At 73.6% G+C, this 18899-nt stretch carries 14 protein-coding genes; 5 read left to right on the forward strand and 9 right to left on the reverse strand.

Annotation, left to right across the window (positions count from 1 at the left end):
* The 3 genes from MY520_RS23750 to mce form a co-directional block, all read right to left on the reverse strand.
* Positions 1-1099 (reverse strand): hypothetical protein (locus MY520_RS23750; RefSeq protein WP_436695137.1); only part of this gene is annotated, 1099 nt, incomplete at its 3' end.
* Between the two features lie 162 nt (positions 1100-1261).
* On the reverse strand, positions 1262-2593 hold the full coding sequence (gene ccrA, locus MY520_RS23755) for a crotonyl-CoA carboxylase/reductase (protein WP_436695139.1): 1332 nt from the start codon (positions 2591-2593) through the stop codon (positions 1262-1264).
* Between the two features lie 123 nt (positions 2594-2716).
* Complete coding sequence (mce, locus tag MY520_RS23760; protein ID WP_436695141.1) at positions 2717-3169, reverse strand: methylmalonyl-CoA epimerase; 453 nt, start codon at positions 3167-3169, stop codon at positions 2717-2719.
* A gap of 178 nt (positions 3170-3347) precedes the next feature.
* On the opposite strand from mce, the gene MY520_RS23765 reads away from it, so the two are divergent.
* From MY520_RS23765 to MY520_RS23775, 3 genes are read left to right on the forward strand one after another with little or no spacing between them, the layout of a single operon-like run.
* On the forward strand, positions 3348-4538 hold the full coding sequence (locus tag MY520_RS23765) for an acetyl-CoA C-acetyltransferase (protein WP_436695143.1): 1191 nt from the start codon (positions 3348-3350) through the stop codon (positions 4536-4538).
* Complete coding sequence (meaB, locus tag MY520_RS23770; protein ID WP_436695145.1) at positions 4535-5542, forward strand: methylmalonyl Co-A mutase-associated GTPase MeaB; 1008 nt, start codon at positions 4535-4537, stop codon at positions 5540-5542. The genes MY520_RS23765 and meaB overlap by 4 nt, the downstream gene beginning before the upstream one ends.
* A 23-nt stretch (positions 5543-5565) precedes the next feature.
* Complete coding sequence (locus MY520_RS23775; RefSeq protein WP_436695147.1) at positions 5566-7038, forward strand: phytoene desaturase family protein; 1473 nt, start codon at positions 5566-5568, stop codon at positions 7036-7038.
* Positions 7039-7109: 71 nt separating this feature from the next.
* Here the strand turns inward: MY520_RS23775 and MY520_RS23780 are convergent, their stop codons facing one another.
* Positions 7110-7838: a hypothetical protein gene (locus MY520_RS23780; RefSeq protein WP_436695149.1), complete on the reverse strand. Its 729-nt coding sequence runs from the start codon at positions 7836-7838 to the stop codon at positions 7110-7112.
* A 241-nt stretch (positions 7839-8079) separates the two neighbouring features.
* Between MY520_RS23780 and MY520_RS23785 the strand changes: the two genes are divergently transcribed.
* Together MY520_RS23785 and MY520_RS23790 are read left to right on the forward strand one after the other, a co-directional pair.
* Entirely contained in the window at positions 8080-8604 is a 525-nt protein-coding gene (locus MY520_RS23785) for a MarR family winged helix-turn-helix transcriptional regulator (RefSeq protein WP_436695151.1), read from the forward strand.
* Positions 8605-8648: 44 nt separating this feature from the next.
* On the forward strand, positions 8649-9629 hold the full coding sequence (locus MY520_RS23790; RefSeq protein ID WP_436695153.1) for a tetratricopeptide repeat protein: 981 nt from the start codon (positions 8649-8651) through the stop codon (positions 9627-9629).
* A 22-nt stretch (positions 9630-9651) separates the two neighbouring features.
* On the opposite strand, the gene MY520_RS23795 is transcribed toward MY520_RS23790, so the two are convergent.
* The 5 genes from MY520_RS23795 to treS form a co-directional block, all read right to left on the reverse strand.
* Positions 9652-11064 (reverse strand): neutral zinc metallopeptidase, encoded by a 1413-nt coding sequence (locus MY520_RS23795; RefSeq protein ID WP_436695155.1) that lies wholly within the window; start codon positions 11062-11064, stop codon positions 9652-9654.
* Positions 11065-11122: 58 nt separating this feature from the next.
* Positions 11123-12517 carry a neutral zinc metallopeptidase gene (locus tag MY520_RS23800; protein WP_436695157.1) on the reverse strand — a complete coding sequence of 465 codons (1395 nt, stop codon included), beginning with the start codon at positions 12515-12517 and terminating at the stop codon, positions 11123-11125.
* Between the two features lie 141 nt (positions 12518-12658).
* Positions 12659-15559, reverse strand: coding sequence for a 1,4-alpha-glucan branching protein GlgB (gene glgB / locus MY520_RS23805; protein WP_436695159.1), 2901 nt, complete (start codon positions 15557-15559; stop codon positions 12659-12661).
* A gap of 61 nt (positions 15560-15620) precedes the next feature.
* Complete coding sequence (locus MY520_RS23810; protein WP_436695161.1) at positions 15621-16991, reverse strand: maltokinase N-terminal cap-like domain-containing protein; 1371 nt, start codon at positions 16989-16991, stop codon at positions 15621-15623.
* On the reverse strand, positions 16988-18856 hold the full coding sequence (gene treS / locus MY520_RS23815) for a maltose alpha-D-glucosyltransferase (RefSeq protein WP_436695163.1): 1869 nt from the start codon (positions 18854-18856) through the stop codon (positions 16988-16990). The genes MY520_RS23810 and treS overlap by 4 nt, the downstream gene beginning before the upstream one ends.
* Positions 18857-18899 lie beyond the last annotated feature (43 nt).

Consider the following 18899-nt stretch of genomic DNA (forward strand, 5'->3'; position numbering starts at 1 on the left):
CCTCCGACTTGGGCGCCGGCGGGCGGGTGGGCTGCCGGGCGGCGGCCGCCTCCCCGTTCCCGGCGCCAGGGGCCTCGGCCGGGCGGGACGCCGCCGGCTGCGGTGCGGTGGTGGCGGGCCGGACGGCGGGCTGCTGCCCGGTCAGCGGCCCGACGGCGGGCTGCTGCGCGGTCTGCGGCCCCACCGGCTGGGGTGCCTGCTGCTGCGGCGCCTTCTGCAGGGGCGTCTGCGGGCGGACGGCCGGCTGCTGGCCCGTCTGCGGCGGCACCGGCGGGCGCTGGCCCGTCCGGGCCTCGGGACGGTCGCCGAGGTCGGGGAGCTGCTCGAGCACCCGGCGGGCCTCGGCGAGCCGGCCGGTCAGCTCGTCCCGCACCGCGCGGATGGCGGCCGCGGCCGCCTCGGCCTCGCTCACCACCTGCGCGGCGTGCTTCTCGGCCGCGGCGATCCGCTGGCGGGCCGCCTCCGTCGAGGCGCGGTCCCGGTCCTGCTCCAGCTGCGCGGACTCCTGCCGGCGCGCCCGCTGGGCGATCTCGAAGTCCTCCTCGACCTTCGCCCGCCTGGCCTGCGACTCGGCGTCGAGCCGGGCCACCTTCTCCTGCGCCTTGCCGACCAGCTCGTCGGCGCGGATCTGGGCCTTGGTGGCGATCTGCTCGGCGTTGTGCCGGGCCTCGGAGATCATGCGCTCGACCTCGGCGCGGCCGGCCGCGTGCCGCTCGTGCATCGCCCGCTCCTCGGCGGCGGTCTGCTCGCGCAGCGCCAGCGCCTCGGCCTCGGCGGCCTGCCGGATGTCGGCGGCCTCCTCCTCGGCGAGCCGGAGCATGTGCGAGATGCGCTCGCTCATGTTCTCGAAGGTCGCCGGCCCGGCGTTCGCGGCCTTGCGACGCAGCGCGTCGATCTCCGCGTGCATCGCCGAGAGCTGACCGGCGAGGTCGGCCGAGCGCGCCACGGCCGCGTCGCGGTCGGCGAGGGCGACGCGCATGTCGGCCTCGAGCCGCTCGATCGTCTCGGCCACCTGGTGGCGGTCGTAGCCCCGGAGCGTGACGTCGAACGAGTGCTGGGCCTCGCGCATCGGCAGCAGGTCGCGGCGGGGATCGGTCATGCGGTCATCCTCGCAGAGTCGGCAGCGGGGGGTGGGCGTGTTGCCGGGGACTCCCCGCAGGGTGCCAGTCCGGCCGGTGGACACGCCACGTCCCCGCCAGGATGCGCCCTGGTGGCGCGGAGACCGCCGGGCCGGGCCTGCGAGGTCGGCCCGGCGGCGTGGTCACACGCCCCGGAAGCGGTTGATCGCGGAGAGGTGCTTCTCCCGCTTCTCGGTGTCCTTCACGCCGAGGCCCCCGGCGGGGGCGAGGGTCAGCACGCCGACCTTGCCCTGGTGGGCGTTGTTCTTCACGTCGCAGGCGGCCTGGCCGACCTCGGCCATCGGATAGACCTTGGACAGGGTCGGGTGGATCAGGCCGCGGTCGATGAGCCGGTTGGCCTCCCACGCCTCCTTGTAGTTGGCGAAGTGCGACCCGACGATCCGCTTGAGGTTCATCCACAGGTAGCGGTTGTCGTAGGTGTGCAGATAGCCGCTGGTGGAGGCGCAGGTGACGATGGTGCCGCCCTTCTTGGCCACGTAGACGCTGGCTCCGAAGGTCTCCCGGCCCGGGTGCTCGAAGACGATGTCGACGTCGTCGCCGCCGGTCAGCTCGCGGATCCGCTTGCCGAACCGCTGCCACTCCCGCGGGTCCTGGGTGGCCTCGTCCTTCCAGAACCGGTAGCCCTCCGCGGAGCGGTCGATGACCAGCTCGGCGCCCATCGAGTGCACGATCGCGGCCTTCTCCGGGCTGGAGACCACGCAGACCGGGATCGCGCCGCCGTTGAGCGCCATCTGGGTGGCGTAGGAGCCCAGCCCGCCCGAGGCGCCCCAGATCAGCACCACGTCGCCCTGCTTCATGTTCGCGCCGTTGGGGGAGACCAGCTGCCGGTAGGCGGTGGAGTTGACCAGACCGGGGGCGGCGGCCTCCTCCCAGGTCAGGTGCGCCGGCTTGGGCATCAGCTGGTTGGACTTGACCAGGGCCAGCTCGGCCAGGCCGCCGAAGTTGGTCTCGAAGCCCCAGATCCGCTGCTGCGGGTCCAGCATCGTGTCGTCGTGCCCGGCCGGGTCCTCCAGCTCGACCGACAGGCAGTGCGCGACCACCTCGTCGCCCGGCGACCACCGGTGCACCCCGGGCCCCACCCGCAGCACGACGCCGGCCAGGTCGGAGCCGACCACGTGGTAGGGCAGGTCGTGCCGGCGGGCCAGGTCGTGCAGCTTTCCGTAGCGCTCGAGGAACCCGAAGGTCGACACCGGCTCGAAGATCGACGTCCAGACGGTGTTGTAGTTCACCGACGACGCCATCACCGCCACGATCGCCTCACCCGGGCCCAGCTCCGGGGTGGCCACCTCCTCCACGTGCAGCGACTTGCGCGGGTCCTTCTCCTGGGTGGGCAGGCCCTCGAACATCGTCTGCTCGTCCTTACGCACCAGCACGGCGCGGTAGGACTCCGGCACCGGCAGCCCGGCCACGGCGTCCAGCTCGTCGGCGAGGATGGCGTCCCTGATCTCGAACACGTGCGTCTCCCGGGTCTTCGTCGGCTGCGGTCGGGGGCGGCGCGGGCGGGGGTGTGCCAGCAGTGCGGCGGCGCAGACGTTACCGGCCAGTAGTGAGGGTGGCAGCCCTGCGTCCGGAGACGCTCAGTGGACCTCGGGCGCCGGCTCGACGAGCTCGACGAGCACCCCGCCGGCGTCCTTGGGGTGGACGAAGTTGATCCGGCTGCCGGCCGTGCCGCGCCTCGGGGTGTCGTAGAGCAGGCGCAGGCCGCGCTCGCGCAGCGTCGTGCTCGCCGCGTCGACGTCGTCCACCCGGAAGGCCAGCTGCTGCAGGCCCGGGCCGGACCGGCCGATGAACTTGGCGATCGTGGAGTCGGGGGTCAGCGGGGCGAGCAGCTGGATCCGCGTGTCGCCGTCTCCGACGGACAGCATCGCCTCGTGCACGCCCTGCTCCTCGTTCACCTCCTCGTGCACCGAGGTGATCCCGAAGGCCAGCTCGTAGAAGGCGATCGCCTCGCGCAGGTCGGGCACGGCGATGCCGACGTGGTCGATGGTGGTGAACAGGTCGGTGGGGAGGCCCGCGTCCGGTGTCGTCACGCGAGCATCCTCCCGAAGAGACGTCTGAGACGACACCTCCGTGTGACGGGAGTCACGTCCCGCGTCGAGGCGGCCGCCGGGCCCTCCCGCCGTCCTATCCTGGGCCGAAGCCGATGCCGCGCCGTCCGCGCGGCCTGCTCTGGAGACACCGGCCGGTCGGCCGGTGGTGGAGGTCCCCATGTCCCGTTCCGTCATCGTGAGCGGCGCCCGCACGCCGATGGGCCGGCTGCTCGGTTCGCTCAAGGACTTCTCGGCCGCCGACCTCGGCGGCGTCGCGATCAAGGCCGCGCTGGAACGGGCCGGCATCGCCGGCGACCAGGTCGACTACGTGATCATGGGGCAGGTGCTGCAGGCCGGGGCCGGGCAGAACCCGGCCCGCCCCGCCGCGGTGGCCGCCGGCATCCCGATGTCGGTGCCGTCCCTGACGATCAACAAGGTCTGCCTGTCCGGCCTGGACGCGATCGCGCTGGCCGACCAGCTGATCCGCGCCGGGGAGTTCGAGATCGTCGTCGCCGGCGGCATGGAGTCCATGAGCTCCGCGCCGCACCTGCTGGCCAACTCGCGCACCGGCACCAAGTACGGCGACACGAAGCTGATCGACTCGATGGCCCACGACGGGCTGTCGGACACCTTCGACCAGGTGGCGATGGGTGTGCTCACCGAGCAGTCCAACGGCCGCTACGACCTGACCCGCGCCGAGCAGGACGCCTTCGCCGCCGCCTCCCACCAGCGCGCCGCGGCCGCCGCGAAGAACGGCCTGTTCGACGACGAGGTCACCCCGGTGCTCATCCCACAGCGGAAGGGCGACCCGATCGAGTTCCGCGAGGACGAGGGGGTGCGCGCCGACACCACCGCCGACAGCCTGTCGAAGCTCAAGCCCGCCTTCGCGAAGGACGGCACGATCACCGCCGGGTCGGCGTCGCAGATCTCCGACGGCGCCTGCGCGGTGGTGGTGATGTCCGCGGCCAAGGCCGCCGAGCTGGGGCTGACCCCGCTGGCCGAGATCGGCGCGCACGGCGTGGTCGCCGGCCCCGACGCCACGCTGCAGAGCCAACCGTCGCGGGCCATCGCCAAGGCGTGCGCCCGGGAGGGCATCGACCCGAAGGACCTGGACCTGGTCGAGCTGAACGAGGCCTTCGCCGCGGTCGGCATCGTCTCCACCCGCGAGCTGGGCATCGACCCGGACAAGGTCAACGTCAACGGCGGCGCGATCGCCCTGGGCCACCCGATCGGCATGAGCGGCGCGCGGATCGTGCTGCACCTGGCCCTGGAGCTCGGCCGCCGCGGCGGCGGCGTCGGCGCGGCCGCCCTGTGCGGCGGTGGCGGGCAGGGCGACGCGCTCGTCCTGCACGTGCCCGCCCGGGCGTGACCGGGTCGGGCCCCGACCCGACAGCGGCACCGGCCGCCCGCCGCGGACGGCGGGCGGTCGACGTCCCCGGCCTCGTCGCCCGCGCCCGGGACGGCGAGGCCCACGCGGTGGCGCGGCTGATCTCGCTGGTGGAGGACGCCAGCCCGGCGGTGCGCGAGGTCGCCGCCGCGCTGGCCCCGCACACCGGCTCGGCGGAGGTCGTCGGCATCACCGGTGCACCCGGCGTCGGGAAGTCGACGACGACGACCGCGCTGGTGCACGCGCTGCGGCGGGCCGGCAAGCGGGTCGGCGTGCTCGCCGTCGACCCGTCGTCCCCCTTCTCCGGCGGCGCGCTGCTCGGGGACCGGGTCCGGATGCAAGACCACGCCGGCGACCCCGGCGTGTACATCCGGTCGATGTCCTCCCGCGGGCACCTGGGCGGGCTGGCCTGGGCGACGCCGCAGGCGCTGCGCGTGCTCGACGGGGCCGGGTGCGACGTCGTGCTCGTCGAGACCGTCGGCGTCGGTCAGTCGGAGCTGGAGATCGCCTCGCTGGCCGACACCACGCTGGTGCTGCTGGCGCCGGGGATGGGCGACGGGATCCAGGCGGCCAAGGCCGGGATCCTCGAGGTGGCCGACGTCCTGGTGGTCAACAAGGCCGACCGGGACGGCGCCGACCGCACGGTGCGCGAGCTGCGCGCGGTGCTGTCCCTGGGCGAGCGAGCCGACGGCGCCTGGCGGCCGCCGGTCTGCCGGACGGTGGCCGTGCGCGAGGTCGACAACGGGATCGACGCGGTCGTGGACGCGATCGCCGGTCACCGCCGCTGGCTGGACTCCTCGGGTGAGGGGCACCGCCGGCGGGCCGGGCGCGCGGCCCGGGAGATCGAGGCGATCGCGCTGGCCGGGCTGCGGGAACGGATGGGCGTCGTCGGCGGCTCGGCGGCCCTGGGCGCGCTGGCCGAGCAGGTGCTCGCCGGGCGGACCGACCCCTTCCGCGCCGCCGACGTGCTCCTCGCGCAGTTGTGATCGCCTGAGGGCACGATGGCGGGGTGAACGGGAAGCCGGACGCCGTCGTCGTCGGAGCCGGGCCGAACGGCCTGGCCGCGGCCCTGCGGCTGGCCGCCGCCGGGCTCCGCGTGCAGGTCGTGGAGGCCGCGGAGCGCCCGGGCGGCGGGATGCGCACCGAGGAGCTGATGCGGCCGGGCTACTGGCACGACGTCTGCTCGATCGTGCAGCCCATGGCCGCCGCCGCACCGTTCTTCCGCGAGTTCGACCTGGCCGCGCGCGGGGTCCGGCTGGTCCACCCCGAGGTCAGCTACGCGCACCCGCTGGACGGCGGGGGAGCGGCGGTCGCCCACCGCTCGCTGGAGGAGACCGCGGCCGGTCTCGGGCCCGACGGGCCGGCCTACCGGCGGCTGTTCGAGCCCCTGGTCGCGCACGGCACCGACGTCGTCGACTTCTTCCTCACCAGCCAGCTGCGGCGGCTGCCCACCCGCAGCGTCGGGGCGATCACCAGGTTCGGCCTCAACGGGCTGCCCAACGTGCGGTGGCTGGCGCACCGGTACTTCGACACCGAGGAGGCCCGGGCGCTGCTGGGCGGGGCGGCCGCGCACGGCATGCTCGACCTCAGCCAGCCGCTGACCTCCGCGCTCGGGATGCTGCTGACCATGCTCGGGCACCACGTCGGCTGGCCGCTGGTCGAGGGCGGGTCGCAGAAGCTGGCCGACGCGATGGTCACCGCCCTGGAGCAGCAGGGCGGCGAGGTGGTCACCGGTCACCTCGTCACCGACCTGCGCGAGTTCGACGGGGTGCCGGCCGTACTGCTGGACACGACGCCGGAGGCCTTCGTGGGCATGGCCGGCGACCGCGTGCACGAGGGCTACCGCCGGTGGGTGCGGCGCTACAAGCACGGTGCCGGCGTCTTCAAGGTCGACTGGATCCTGTCCGAGCCGGTGCCCTGGACCAACCCCGACGTGCGCCGGGCCGGCACGATCCACATCGCCGGCACGCTCGACGAGACGATCGCCGGTGAGCGGGCGCCGAACCAGGGGCGGCTGACCGACCGCCCGTACGTCCTCGCCGTCCAGCCGACGGTGCCCGACCCCACTCGCGCCCCCGAGGGTGGGCACGTCTTCTGGGCCTACGTGCACGTGCCGCACGGTGCCGACGTCGACGTGACCGAGGCCATCGAGAACCAGGTGGAGCGCTTCGCACCCGGGTTCAAGGACACCGTGGTGGAGCGGGTCACCAAGGACGCCGTCGCGATGGAGAAGTGGAACCCGAGCTACCTCGGCGGCGACATCTCCAACGGGCAGGCGACGCTGCGCCAGATGCTGGCCCGGCCGGTGCCGCGCTGGAACACCTACAAGACGCCGGTGCCGGGGGTCTTCCTCGCCTCGTCGGCGACACCCCCGGGGCCCGCCGTCCACGGCGCCTGCGGGGACAACGCGGCGCGGGTGGCCCTCCGCGAGGTGTTCGGCGTGCGGCACGCGCCACCCCTGCGCCCCGCCCCGCCCGCCTGACCTCCGCTCGACTCGCGGTGGTGGCGCGTGAGTTCCACGTCAGGGGGGCTTCCCCAGCGCGGAGACCGCAGTCAGGCGGATGTCGGTGTGGTCAGGAGGACGTGCGCCCGCGCGACCACCTCGTCCGGCCGGTGGAGATCCGCGGCGGTCACGAAGACCACCCGCCGGCCGGCGGCGGTGAGTCGGTTCAGGCGGCGTCGGTCCTTGCCGACCTGCTGGGGATCGCCGTGCCAGGTGCCGTCGTACTCCACGGCGATACGCGACGGGACGGGGGAGCCGGGAACGGTGCAGCAGGAGCCGCAGCCGGGTCTCCTGAGGCGGCTCCGCGAGGCCGTCGGCGGGGACAGCGCCGTGCGGACGAGGCGGCAGTCCCGCCCGGTCGATCTGCGGCCGGCCTCGCGGGCGTCGGCGAGGGACACCCGCTCCAGCTGGAGGAACTGGTCCACCGCCACAACGGCCTCGTCCGGTGGCCGGAGGGCGGCGAGGTCGAGAACCGTCCGCAGGGGGCCGGTCACGGTGAGGCCCTTCCACGGGATGACGTCGTCGGCCGCCAGGTGCCGACGTCGCAGTCGCACGCCGGCCACGACCCCGTGGTGCGCCCCGGGAGGAACGGTGCAGTCGACGGCGTCGTCGGGCCCGGCCACGTCGGCACCCCACCAGCACGCCGCGCTCCGTCCGCTGGCCACGGCCCCCGGGAACAGGAGGCGGACGACGGCCACCGTCCGCACCCGGTGCGTGAGTTCCACGGTCGAACAGGCGTAGACGTCCGGGAACAGCCGCTGCCAGGCCGAACTGCGCACTTGGCCGGGGGTCAGCCACCCCGTGCGCAGCACGGCCGAGGCACGGAAGACCCGCCGAGCAGTTCGGGCGGTCGGGTCGGCGACGGAGGCACGAGGGCGACCGTGCCGGAGATCGTCCTGCCTCCGCTCCAGCTGTCCACAGGCGCGGTCGAGATCCGCACCAGGGCGGGGTCAAGGGAGCGGTCGGAGCCGTGAGGTGGATCTCGGAGCGGGTGGAGGGCGGGGCCGTAGCCTCGGAGGCATGGTCCGACCGCTGGGGTTGCCCTTCGATCCCATCGAGCGCGCCGGGGAGACGTGGGAGCAGCGCTTCGGCCCGGCGGCGACGATGCGCGCCGCGACGTCGGTCTTCCGGGTGCAGCAGATCCTGCTCGCCCGCTTCGACGAGGCGCTGCGGCCGCACGCGCTGACCTTCGCCCGCTACGAGGTGCTGGTGCTGCTCACCTTCAGCCGCACCGGCGAGCTGCCGCTCAAGGTGATCGGCAGCCGGCTGATGGTCCACCCCACGAGCGTGACCAACGCGATCGACCGGCTGGTCGCGGCCGGCTACGTCGACCGCCGGCCCAACCCCGCCGACGGCCGCGGCGTGCTGGCCGGGATCACCGAGGTCGGCCGGGCGGTCGTCACCGAGGCGACGGCGGCCCTCACCGACCTGCACTTCGGGCTGGGCGACGTCCCGGAGGCCGAACTGGAGACGCTGTTCGAGATCCTCAAGCGGGTCCGGCTGGGCGCGGGCGACGTCGCCGAGGTCGAGCCCGCGCTGCCCTGAGCACCCTGCGACGTCGCCTCCGCGACGGTGGGATGATCGAGGTCATGCAGCCCTCCCGTCCCGGACGCCCCGACCCGCGCGCACAGGCCCAGCAGGCGCAGCTGGCCGCATCCCTCGCCGGCGCGGTCGATCTCGCCGCCGTCAAGGCCCGATCCGAGGCCGCGGCACGGGCCCAGGCCGCTCCCGCTCCCGCGGCCGCGGCCCCGGCCGGTGCTCCCGACGGCGCGGTCCCGGGCGTGGTCGTGGACGTCACCGAGGAGACCTTCCAGACCGAGGTGCTCGACCGCTCCTTCCAGGTGCCGGTGGTCCTGGACCTGTGGGCCGAGTGGTGCGGGCCGTGCAAGCAGCTGTCCCCGGTGCTCGAGCGGCTGGCCGCGGAGGGCGGCGGCTCCTGGGTGCTGGCCAAGGTCGACGTCGACGCCAACCCGGCGCTCGCCCAGGGGCTGCGCGTGCAGGGCATCCCGGCGGTCAAGGCGGTCTGGCAGGGCCAGCTGGTCGCCGAGTTCACCGGGGCCATCCCCGAGGACCAGGCCCGGCAGTTCGTCGGCGAGCTGGTCCGGGCCACCACCGGCGGTGCCGTCCCGGGCGCCGCGGAGGGCGAGGAGGACGAGGTCGACGACCCGCGGCTGGACGCCGCCGAGGCCGCGCTCGAGCGCGGTGACCTCGCCGCCGCCGAGGCCGCCTACCAGGCGATCGTCGACGCCGAGCCCGACCACCCGGTGGCCGGTCTCGCCCTGCGGCAGGTGCAGCTGTTCCGCCGGGCCGACGAGGCCGGCCCCGACGCGCTGGCGCGTGCCGACGCCGCCCCCGACGACATCCCCGCGCAGACCCGCGCCGCCGACTTCCTGCTGGGCACCGGGGACGTGGAAGGGGCCTTCGCCCGCCTGCTCGACGTCGTCCGGCGCACCGCGGGCGAGGACCGCGACCTGGCGCGCCGGCACCTCGTGGAGCTCTTCGGCGTCGTCGGCGACCAGGACCCGCGGGTCGGCAAGGCCCGGCGCGACCTCACCATCGCGCTGTACTGACCGGACCTCGCCCGGGGAGCCCTCAGACGCCGACGTCGCAGGCGGCGGCCCCCTGCAGGAACCCGTTGCGGAACAGGTCGACCAGCTGGAAGCCCGACAGCTGCACCTCGCCGAGGACCCGCGGGTCGTTGCCGTACTCCAGCAGGAACCGCACGCTCTCGTCGAGGTCGCCGGGGGAGATCTGCACGGTGCGCAGCGCGCGGTTGTAGACCTGCGCGCCGTACCAGCCGGTGAGGCAGACCGCCGAGCGCACCGCCGCGTCGTCGTCGGTGGACAGGCCCAGCTGGTCGCGCGCGGCCAGCGCGTAGGGGATCGAGACGGCGGTGGGGAAGGCGAAGTCGCCCAGCTCCTCGTGCGCCGGGCGGGTGAGGTCCTGCTCGTCGAACGCGACCACGCCGCTGTCCCCGCCGCCGTCGCCGGGCGGGCAGTAGACGAGGTCGGCGTCCTCCGCGGCCGCGCAGGCGGGGGCGTCCCCGGCGAATGCGGTCAGCTCGGGGGCGGTGAACTCGCCGTCGAGCACGTCGGTGAACGCCCGGTCCCAGAACTCCGGCAGTGACTCCTCCACCAGCCGCTCGACCAGCCCGTACGCGGAGTTGCCGCCGCTGAGGAAGTCGTCGTCGGAGGTGAACTCGCCCTGGGTGAAGACGCGGTCGGGCCCGAACCGGTCGCGGCAGGCCGTCGGGCCGTCGTCGAAGCCCTCCTGGAAGGCCGACACCCGGTCGAAGTAGGAGCCGTGCGCCTGGTCCTCGGCCCGGCTGGTGCCGACGGGGTCGCGCAGCAGCAGGTAGCCCCGCAGCAGCTGGTCGAGCTCCGGTCCGCGGATCGTCGTGTGCGCGGCCTCGCCGGCCTCGACCCACGCCGTCCACGCCCCGGCCAGGCAGTCGGCCTGCGTCTCGGTCGCGATGGACGTCCGGGGTGCGCCCACCCGCGCCTGGACGGCGTGCCCGAACTCGTGCGCCATCACCAGGGCGGGGATGAAGCGGCCGTAGCCACCGGCCAGCTCCTCGAGGTAGGAGCGGTCGTAGCTGATCGAGTCGGAGTTCGGCGTCTGCGGGGCCGAGCAGTAGAACGCGTTGTTCTCGACCTCGCGGGGGTCGGCGCCGCAGCCGACGCCCTGCGGGTAGACGGCGGGGTCGACGTCGGCCGGGTCGACGCTGAAGTAGCCGCCCCGGGGCGGGTCGAACCGGGAGCCGTGCACCTCGGGGAACTGCTCGGCCCAGTAGTCCTCGAGATCGGCGAGGGCGTTGCGCGCCAGGACGTCGATCGGCCCGTCCACCGCGCCGACGATGGCCACCCGGCCCGGGGTGGCGTCGTCCGGCGGCGGGTCCGCGGCCCGCGGCCGGCCCAGGACGACGACGGAGCAGCCGGACACCACGACCAGCGCGACCGCGGCGAGCAGGGCCCCGGCGACCCGGAGCAGACGACGACCAGGCATGGCCCGGGGATCGTCCCACCGCCGCGGCGCCCTCGCTGGGGGAGCGGGCGCTACGCGGTCAGAACCCCAGGTCGCAGGCGGTGCCGCCCTGGAGGAAGCCGCTCCGGAAGGCGCCCACCAGCTCGAAGCCGCTGGCCTCGACGTTGGGCAGCACGCTGTCGGTCCGCCCGTAGGCGAGCAGGAACAGGATCGCCTCGTCGACGTCTCCAGGGGAGAGCTCCGTCGTGTCACTGAAGTCGCCGCTGAAGAAGCGGGCGGTGTACCAGCCGGTCAGGCAGACCGTGGAGACGGTGGCGGCGCTGTCGTCGATGGAGAGCCCCAGCTGGGAGCGCGCCGCCTGGGCGTAGGGGAGGGACACGGCGGTGGCGACGGCGAAGTCGCCCAGCTCCTCGTAGGCCGGCACCAGCAGGTCGGTCTCGTCGGCGTAGACGGTGGAGTCCGACTCGCAGAAGCCCAGGTCGCGGTCCTCGCTGCCCAGGTCGCCGCAGTCCGGCGCCGTGCCGTCGAAGCCCTCGATGGCCGGCGCCTCGAAGGCCTCGCCCGCCACCTGCGGGAACCAGGAGTCGTAGAACAGCGGCAGCGAGGAGCCGACGATCTCCCCGATCTCCTCGTAGTCCGCGTTGCCCTCGTTGGCCGCCTCCCGGCCGGGCTCGAACGCCGCCGCGGTGAAGATCCGGTCGGGGCCGAACTCGTCGCGGCAGGTGCCGACGCCACCGGTGTAGCCGGCGAAGAAGCCCGAGACCCGGTCGAAGCCGGAGCCGTGCGCGCCCTCGACGGTCTCGTCGGTGAGGCCGACCGGGTCGCGCAGCTCGATGAACCCGACGAGCACGGCGTCGAGGTCGCTCTCCCGGAGTGCGACGTGCTCGGCGTTGCCGTCGACGACCCAGCGGGTGAACGCGCCGGCGAAGCAGTCGGCCTGGGTCTCGTCGCGGATGGTCACCTCGCTGAACCCGAACCGGCCCTGCATGGCGTGGCCGAACTCGTGGGCCATGACCGCCGGGCCGAGGAACGGGCCGTGCTGCTCGCCGAGGTCCTCCAGCAGCGAGCTGTCGTAGACGATGACGTCGCAGAACTCCTGGTAGAACGCGTTGCTCTCGACCTCGATCGGGTCGATCGGCAGGCCGGGGCAGCCGACGCCGGTCGGCGGGTACAGGCTCTCGTCGACGTTGTCGGCGTCGACCGAGAAGTAGCCGCCCTGCAGCGGGGTGAGGTCCCCGCCGTAGAACTCCGGGTAGGCCTGACCCCAGAAGGTGTTGAGGTCGGCCAGCGCGTTGCGGGCCCGGCGGTCCACGTCGCTGTCGGTGGCCCCCGTGATCGGGAACTCCTCGGCGGACACGTCGGTCACGGGGTCGGCCGCCGACGCGATGCCGGAGACCAGGGTGGAGCAACCGGTGAGCAGCAGCAGACTGCCCACCGCGGCCGCGGTCGTCGCGTGGCGCAGGACGTGCCTCATCGAGCCGGGTTCCCTCGCGTCGGGGTGGTGCCGCCGCGACGGGGCGGCAGGCGGAGCCGGCACATGATGACCGGTCAGCGGCGTCCGGAGGGGGTTGCGCCGCGCGGCCGGGCGTCGGCGCCGCCCGGCCGCGCGTGGTGCTCAGCCCTCGTGCAGGAACCAGACGGTGCCCAGCGGCGGGGCGGCGATCGTCGCCGAGTACGGCTGGCCGTGCCACGGCTGCTCGACCGCCTCGACGCCGCCCATGTTGCCCACGCCGGAGCCGCCGTAGCCCTCGGCGTCGGTGTTGAGCACCTCCCGCCAGAAGCCCGGCCGGGGGAGGCCCACCCGATAGCCCTCGTGCGGGTGGCCGGCGAAGTTGGCCACGCACGCCAGCGCCTGCCCGGTGGCGCCGGCGCGGTCGGCCCCGAAGCGGAGGAAGGACAGCACGTTGCCCGAGGCGTCGTTGGCGTCGATCCACTGGAAGCCGGCGGGGTCGACGTCCTGCGACCACAGCGCCGACAGCTCCTTGTACCGGCCGTTGAGGTCGGTCACGAGCTGCAGCACGCCGCGGTGCGCGGGGTCGTCGAGGTGCCACCAGTCCAGCGACCGGCTCTCGGCCCACTCGGAGTCCTGGGCGAACTCCGAGCCCATGAAGAGCAGCTGCTTGCCCGGGTGCGCCCACATGTAGGCCAGGTAGCTGCGCAGGTTGGCCAGCTGCTGCCACCGGTCACCCGGCATCTTCCGCAGCAGCGAGCCCTTGCCGTAGACGACCTCGTCGTGGCTGATCGGCAGCACGTAGTTCTCGGAGTAGGCGTACATCATCGAGAACGTGAGCTGCCCGTGGTGGTAGCTGCGGTACACCGGCTCCTTCGACATGTACGTCAGGGAGTCGTGCATCCACCCCATGTTCCACTTGAAGCCGAAGCCCAGGCCGCCGAGGTGGGTGGGCCGGGTGACGCCCGGCCAGGCGGTCGACTCCTCGGCGATCGTCACCACGCCGGGGACCTCGCGGTAGACGGTCGCGTTCATCTCCTGCAGGAACGCCACCGCCTCGAGGTTCTCGCGGCCGCCGTGCACGTTGGGCGCCCAGTCCTCGCGGGAGTAGTCGAGGTAGAGCATCGAGGCCACCGCGTCGACGCGGACGCCGTCGATGTGGAACTCCTTGCACCAGTAGAGCGCGTTGGCGACGAGGAAGTTGCGGACCTCGGAGCGGCCGAAGTCGAAGACGTAGGTGCCCCAGTCCAGCTGCTCGCCGCGGCGCGGGTCGCCGTGCTCGTACAGCGGCGTGCCGTCGAAGCGGGCGAGCGCCCAGTCGTCCTTGGGGAAGTGCGCCGGGACCCAGTCGACGATGACCCCGATGCCGGCCTGGTGCGCCCGGTCGACCAGGTAGCGGAAGTCGTCAGGGGAGCCGTGCCGGGCGGTGGGCGCGTAGTAGCTGGTGACCTGGTAGCCCCAGGAACCGCCGAAGGGGTGCTCGGCGACCGGCATGAACTCGATGTGGGTGAAGCCCGCATCCACCACGTAGTCGACCAGCTCGTCGGCGAGCTCGCGGTAGGACAGCCCCTGCCGCCACGAGCCGATGTGCACCTCGTAGACGCTCATCGGCCGCTGGTGCCAGTCGGCGCGGGCCCGGTCGGTCAGCCACTCGTCGTCGTTCCACTCGTACTGCGACTCGGTGACCACCGAGGCGTTGAGCGGGGGTACCTCGGTGGCGAACGCCATCGGGTCGGACTTCTGCCGCCACGCGCCGTCGCGGCCGAGCACGTGGAAGCGGTACTTGGTGCCGAGCTGGACGCCGGGGATGAAGATCTCCCACACGCCGGAGGAACCGAGCGACCGCATCGGGTAGGCGCGCGCCTCCCAGTAGTCGAAGTCGCCGGTCACCTTGACGCCCTGGGCGTTCGGCGCCCAGACGGCGAAGGAGACGCCCTCGACCCGGCCGCGCGGGGTGTCGTAGCGCCGGACGTGGGCGCCGAGGACGTCCCACAGGCGCTCGTGCCGGCCCTCGCGGATGAGGTGCTGGTCGATCTCGCCGACGGTGGGCAGCCAGCGGTAGGGGTCGTCGACGACGAAGGTGTCGATGCCGTCGGCGCCGTCGGCGTAGCCCACCTCCAGCCGGTAGTCGCCGGGCTGCTTCGGCAGCTGGGCCGCCCAGATCCCGCCGTCGTGCAGCTGGTGGGCGTCGTAGCGGGCGCCGTCCTCGTCGACCACGGTGACCGCGACGGCGTTGGGCCGCAGGCAGCGGACCGCCCAGCCGTCGCCGGCCGGGTGCGCGCCGAGCACGCTGTGCGGGGAGTAGGACCAGCCCTCGACGATGGCGCGCACGTCGTCGTCGCCGGCCTCGCGGGTCGATCCGTGCCGGCCGACCCCGGTGGAACCCCCGGCGGCGACCGCACCGGCCAGCGCAGGGTCGTCGGTGGCCGGCGTCCCGCCGGACACGGCTGACGCCGGTGCCGCGCCGTTCCCGGACGTGCCGCCGGCGACGAGGCCGGCGACGACGCTGCCGGCCGCGCCCGTCCCGTGCCGGATGGCGGTGTCGTGGTCGTCGGGGGCCTGCGGGGTGCTCGGCTCGGACGGCTCCGGGCTCGGTGGCTCCGGCTGCCGCGCGGGCGCGCCGCTGGGGCTGCCCGGCTTGGCGATCGGCGCGGGCGCGACCACCGGCGCCGCGGTGCCGCCCTGCTCGAGGACGACGTCCTCCTGCGCCGCCTTCGTGCGCGGCGCCCGCTTGGCCGCGGTCTTCTTGGCAGCCGGAACCTGCGCCGCCACCTCGCCCTCCACGGGGGCCGCCGCGGCCTTGGTGGCCGCGGTCTTCCGCGGGGCCGTCGTCTTCTTGGCCGCGGGGGCCTTCTTCGCCGCGGGTGCCTTCTTGGCCGCCGCCCGCTTGCGCGCCGGCGCGGCGTTGACCACCGGCTCGCCCTCGGCCGCCTGGGCCTGCGCGGTCTTCTCCTCGACGATGGCCTCCAGCTCGTCCCTGGTGGCCGGTGCGCGCTCGCCGGCGTCGATGGTCGGCTCGGCCGTGCCGGTCGCCCTGTCCTCGGTCGTCCCGTCGGGGGTCGTCATCGCGTCGCCGTCCTCTTCCGTGCTGTGGTCGGTGGTCTGGCTGCCGGTGATCGGCCGCACGTCAGTCCGCGGCGGTGAGCCGGGACAGCGACTGCAGCGGGATCATCAGCCAGTTCGGGCGGTTGCGCGCCTCGTAGACGCACTCGTAGACGGCCTTGTCCGCCTCGAGGGCCCGGAGCAGCGGCGAGTCGCCGCACGGGTCCGCGCCGCTCGCGGCCGAGTACCCGGCGCAGAACGCGTTGCGGTTGCGCTCTGCCCACTCCTGCGCGCGGTATGCGCGCTGCGGGTCCTCCGGCTGCTCGACGAGCATGTGACGTGCGGCGTAGTCGAAGCTGCGCAGCATGCCGGCCACGTCGCGCAGTGGGCTGTCCAGCTCGCGGCGGGCGGCCAGCGGGCGGGCCGGCTCACCCTCGAAGTCGAGCACGATCCAGCCGGTGGCGGTCCGCAGCACCTGCCCGAGGTGCAGGTCGCCGTGCACCCGCTGCCGGACGACGCTCTCCCCGCTGCCGGCGACGGCGGCGTAGACCGCGCGCAGGCCGTCGGCGTGCTCGGCCAGCTGCGGGACGACGGCGATCGCCGCCTCCAGCCGGCCGGTCATCTGCTCGGCGACGGTGGCGAACCAGGCCGGGTCGGCGGGCGCGGTGGGCAGCACCTTGGCCATGTCGGCGTGCACCGAGGCGGTGGCCGCGCCCAGCCGCTCGCTCTCGGCCGCGAAGTCGCCACCCACCTCGTCGGCGTGCAGGTCGCCCTCGGCGTACAGATCGCGGACGCTGGCGGTGGCCAGCCGCCATCCGTCGCTGGCGTTCGGCACGAAGGTCTGCAGCATCGCCACCGTCGCCGGCTCGGTCGCCGGGTCGGGGTCGTCGATCTCGATGTACCCGAGCAGCGGCGCGATGTGCGGGTTCTCCGTCTTGCGCAGCGCGTCGTGGACCTCGACGTCGGGGTTGAGCCCGGGCTCGAGCCGGCGGAACAGCTTGAAGATCGCCTCCTTGCCGTACACCAGCGAGGTGTTGCTCTGCTCGGTGGAGAGGATGTCGCCCGGCACGCCCTCGGGGATCGCGGCCACGCCCGCCGGGTGGAAGTGCACCGGGCCGATCGTCGAGGCGTTGACCAGGTGGATCAGCCACGGCGGGGTCGCCGCGCGGTCGCGCATGGCGTCGTAGGCGTAGTTCTCCCGGTCCTTGCCCGACACCGCCCCGATGAACGCCGAGCTCAGCTCGTCGGCCGGGTGGTCCCGCCACGACAGCGGCACGAGGTAGGTCTCGCCCGCGCCGTCGGCGTAGGAGACGCGCACGCGGTGCACCGAGAGCACCGGGTCGGCCTGGTCGAGCAGAAACCCCTCCTCGCTGACCCCGGCCCACTCCCGCCCCTTGCCGCCGAACCAGCGCTGGTGCGGCATCCAGTCGCGCAGCAGGTCGGTCAGGGCGCTCATCGGTCTCCTCCGGAGCTGGGCGGGACGTCGTCGCCGGTCCGGGTGTCGCTGCCGCCGGGGATCTCCTCGGTGGCGGTGACCACCCCCGCGGCCACCAGGGACTCCGCGACCGTGCTCGCGGCGGTGCTCTCCCACTCCTCCGGCTCCTCGGCCACCGGCGCGACCGGCTTGCTCAGCTCGAACCAGTAGAAGCCGTGGCCGGCGAGCGTGAGCATGTAGGGGAGGACGCCGATCTGCGGGAACTCCACCCGGCCGGTGAGCTCGACGGGGGTGTAGCCCTCGAACCGGCGCAGGTCCAGCTCCACCGGCTGCGGGAAGCGGGACAGGTTGTTGACGCACAGCACGACGTCGTCACCGAACTCGCGGACGAACGACAGCACCGTCGGGTTGCGCGAGCCGACCTCGTCGTAGTTGCCGAGGCCGAAGGTGGGGTGCTCCTTGCGCACCCGGATCATCTGCCGGATCCAGTGCAGCATCGAGTTGGTGTTGCGCAGCTGGGACTCGACGTTGGTGACCTGGTAGCCGTAGACGGGGTCCTGGTTGAGCGGCAGGTACATCCGCTGCGGGTCGGCCGTGGAGAAGCCGCCGTTGCGGTCCGGCGTCCACTGCATCGGGGTGCGGACGCCGTCCCGGTCACCGAGCCAGATGTTGTCGCCCATGGCGATCTCGTCGCCGTAGTAGAGGACCGGCGAGCCCGGCAGGGACAGCAGCAGCGCGGTGAACAGTTCGAGGGTGTCCATGTCGTTGTCCAGCAGGGGCGCCAGCCGCCGGCGGATGCCGATGTTGGCCTTCATGCGGGGGTCCTTGGCGTACTCACCCCACATGTAGTCGCGTTCCTCGTCGGTGACCATCTCGAGGGTCAGCTCGTCGTGGTTGCGCAGGAAGATGCCCCACTGGCAGTTGGCCGGGATGTCCGGCGTCTGCGCCATGATCTCCGAGATCGGGAAGCGCTGCTCCCGGCGCACGCCCATGAACAGGCGCGGCATGACGGGGAAGTGGAAGGCCATCTGGCACTCGTCGCCGTTCTCGCCGAAGTACTCGACGACGTCGGCCGGCCACTGGTTGGCCTCGCAGAGCAGCACCCGGTCGGGGTAGTCCGCGTCGACCACCTTGCGCACGTGCTTGAGGAACTCGTGGGTCCTCGGCAGGTTCTCGCAGTTGGTGCCCTCCTCCTCGAACAGGTAGGGGACGGCGTCGAGCCGGAACCCGTCGATGCCCAGGTCCAGCCAGAACCGCAGGGCGTCGATGATCGCCTCCTGCACCACCGGGTTCTCGAAGTTGAGGTCGGGCTGGTGGGAGAAGAACCGGTGCCAGAAGTACTGCTTGCGCACCGGGTCGAAGGTCCAGTTCGAGCTCTCGGTGTCGACGAAGATGATCCGCGCGTCGGCGTAGCGGCTGTCGTCGTCGGACCACACGTAGAAGTCGCCGTAGGGCCCGTCGGGGTCGCTGCGGCTGGCCTGGAACCAGGGGTGCTGGTCCGAGGTGTGGTTCATGACGAAGTCGATGATCACGCGGATGCCCCGCGCGTGGGCGGCGGCGAGGAACTCCTTGAAGTCCTCGATGTCGCCGAACTCGGGCAGCACCGCGGTGTAGTCGCTGACGTCGTAGCCGCCGTCGCGCAGCGGCGAGGCGAAGAACGGCGGCAACCACAGGCAGTCGACGCCGAGCCACTGCAGGTAGTCCAGCTTGTCGAGCATGCCCCGCAGGTCGCCGACGCCGTCGGCGTTGCTGTCGGCGAAGCCCCGGACGAGCACCTCGTAGAAGACGGCGCGCTTGTACCACTCGGGGTCGGTGCCGGGCGCCGGCAGCCCCGAGGCCGACGCCTCGGGGCGGTTGTCGGGGAGGTCGGGGACGGAAACGGTCATCGGCGGGGACAGACCTCGGTTCTGCGCGGGGAGCGGGTGGGGG

This window comes from Geodermatophilus sp. CPCC 205506 (assembly GCF_051383635.1).
Classification (GTDB): Bacteria; Actinomycetota; Actinomycetes; order Mycobacteriales; family Geodermatophilaceae; genus Geodermatophilus.

Excerpts from the sequence above, each read along its gene's own strand:
- MY520_RS23765 (WP_436695143.1), top strand. The coding sequence starts at position 3,348 with ATGTCCCGTTCCGTCATCGTGAGCGGCGCCCGCACGCCGATGGGCCGG.
- MY520_RS23785 (WP_436695151.1), top strand. The coding sequence starts at position 8,080 with ATGGTCCGACCGCTGGGGTTGCCCTTCGATCCCATCGAGCGCGCCGGG.
- MY520_RS23790 (WP_436695153.1), top strand. The coding sequence starts at position 8,649 with ATGCAGCCCTCCCGTCCCGGACGCCCCGACCCGCGCGCACAGGCCCAG.
- MY520_RS23795 (WP_436695155.1), bottom strand. The coding sequence starts at position 11,064 with ATGCCTGGTCGTCGTCTGCTCCGGGTCGCCGGGGCCCTGCTCGCCGCG.
- MY520_RS23800 (WP_436695157.1), bottom strand. The coding sequence starts at position 12,517 with ATGAGGCACGTCCTGCGCCACGCGACGACCGCGGCCGCGGTGGGCAGT.
- glgB (WP_436695159.1), bottom strand. The coding sequence starts at position 15,559 with ATGACGACCCCCGACGGGACGACCGAGGACAGGGCGACCGGCACGGCC.
- MY520_RS23810 (WP_436695161.1), bottom strand. The coding sequence starts at position 16,991 with ATGAGCGCCCTGACCGACCTGCTGCGCGACTGGATGCCGCACCAGCGC.
- treS (WP_436695163.1), bottom strand. The coding sequence starts at position 18,856 with ATGACCGTTTCCGTCCCCGACCTCCCCGACAACCGCCCCGAGGCGTCG.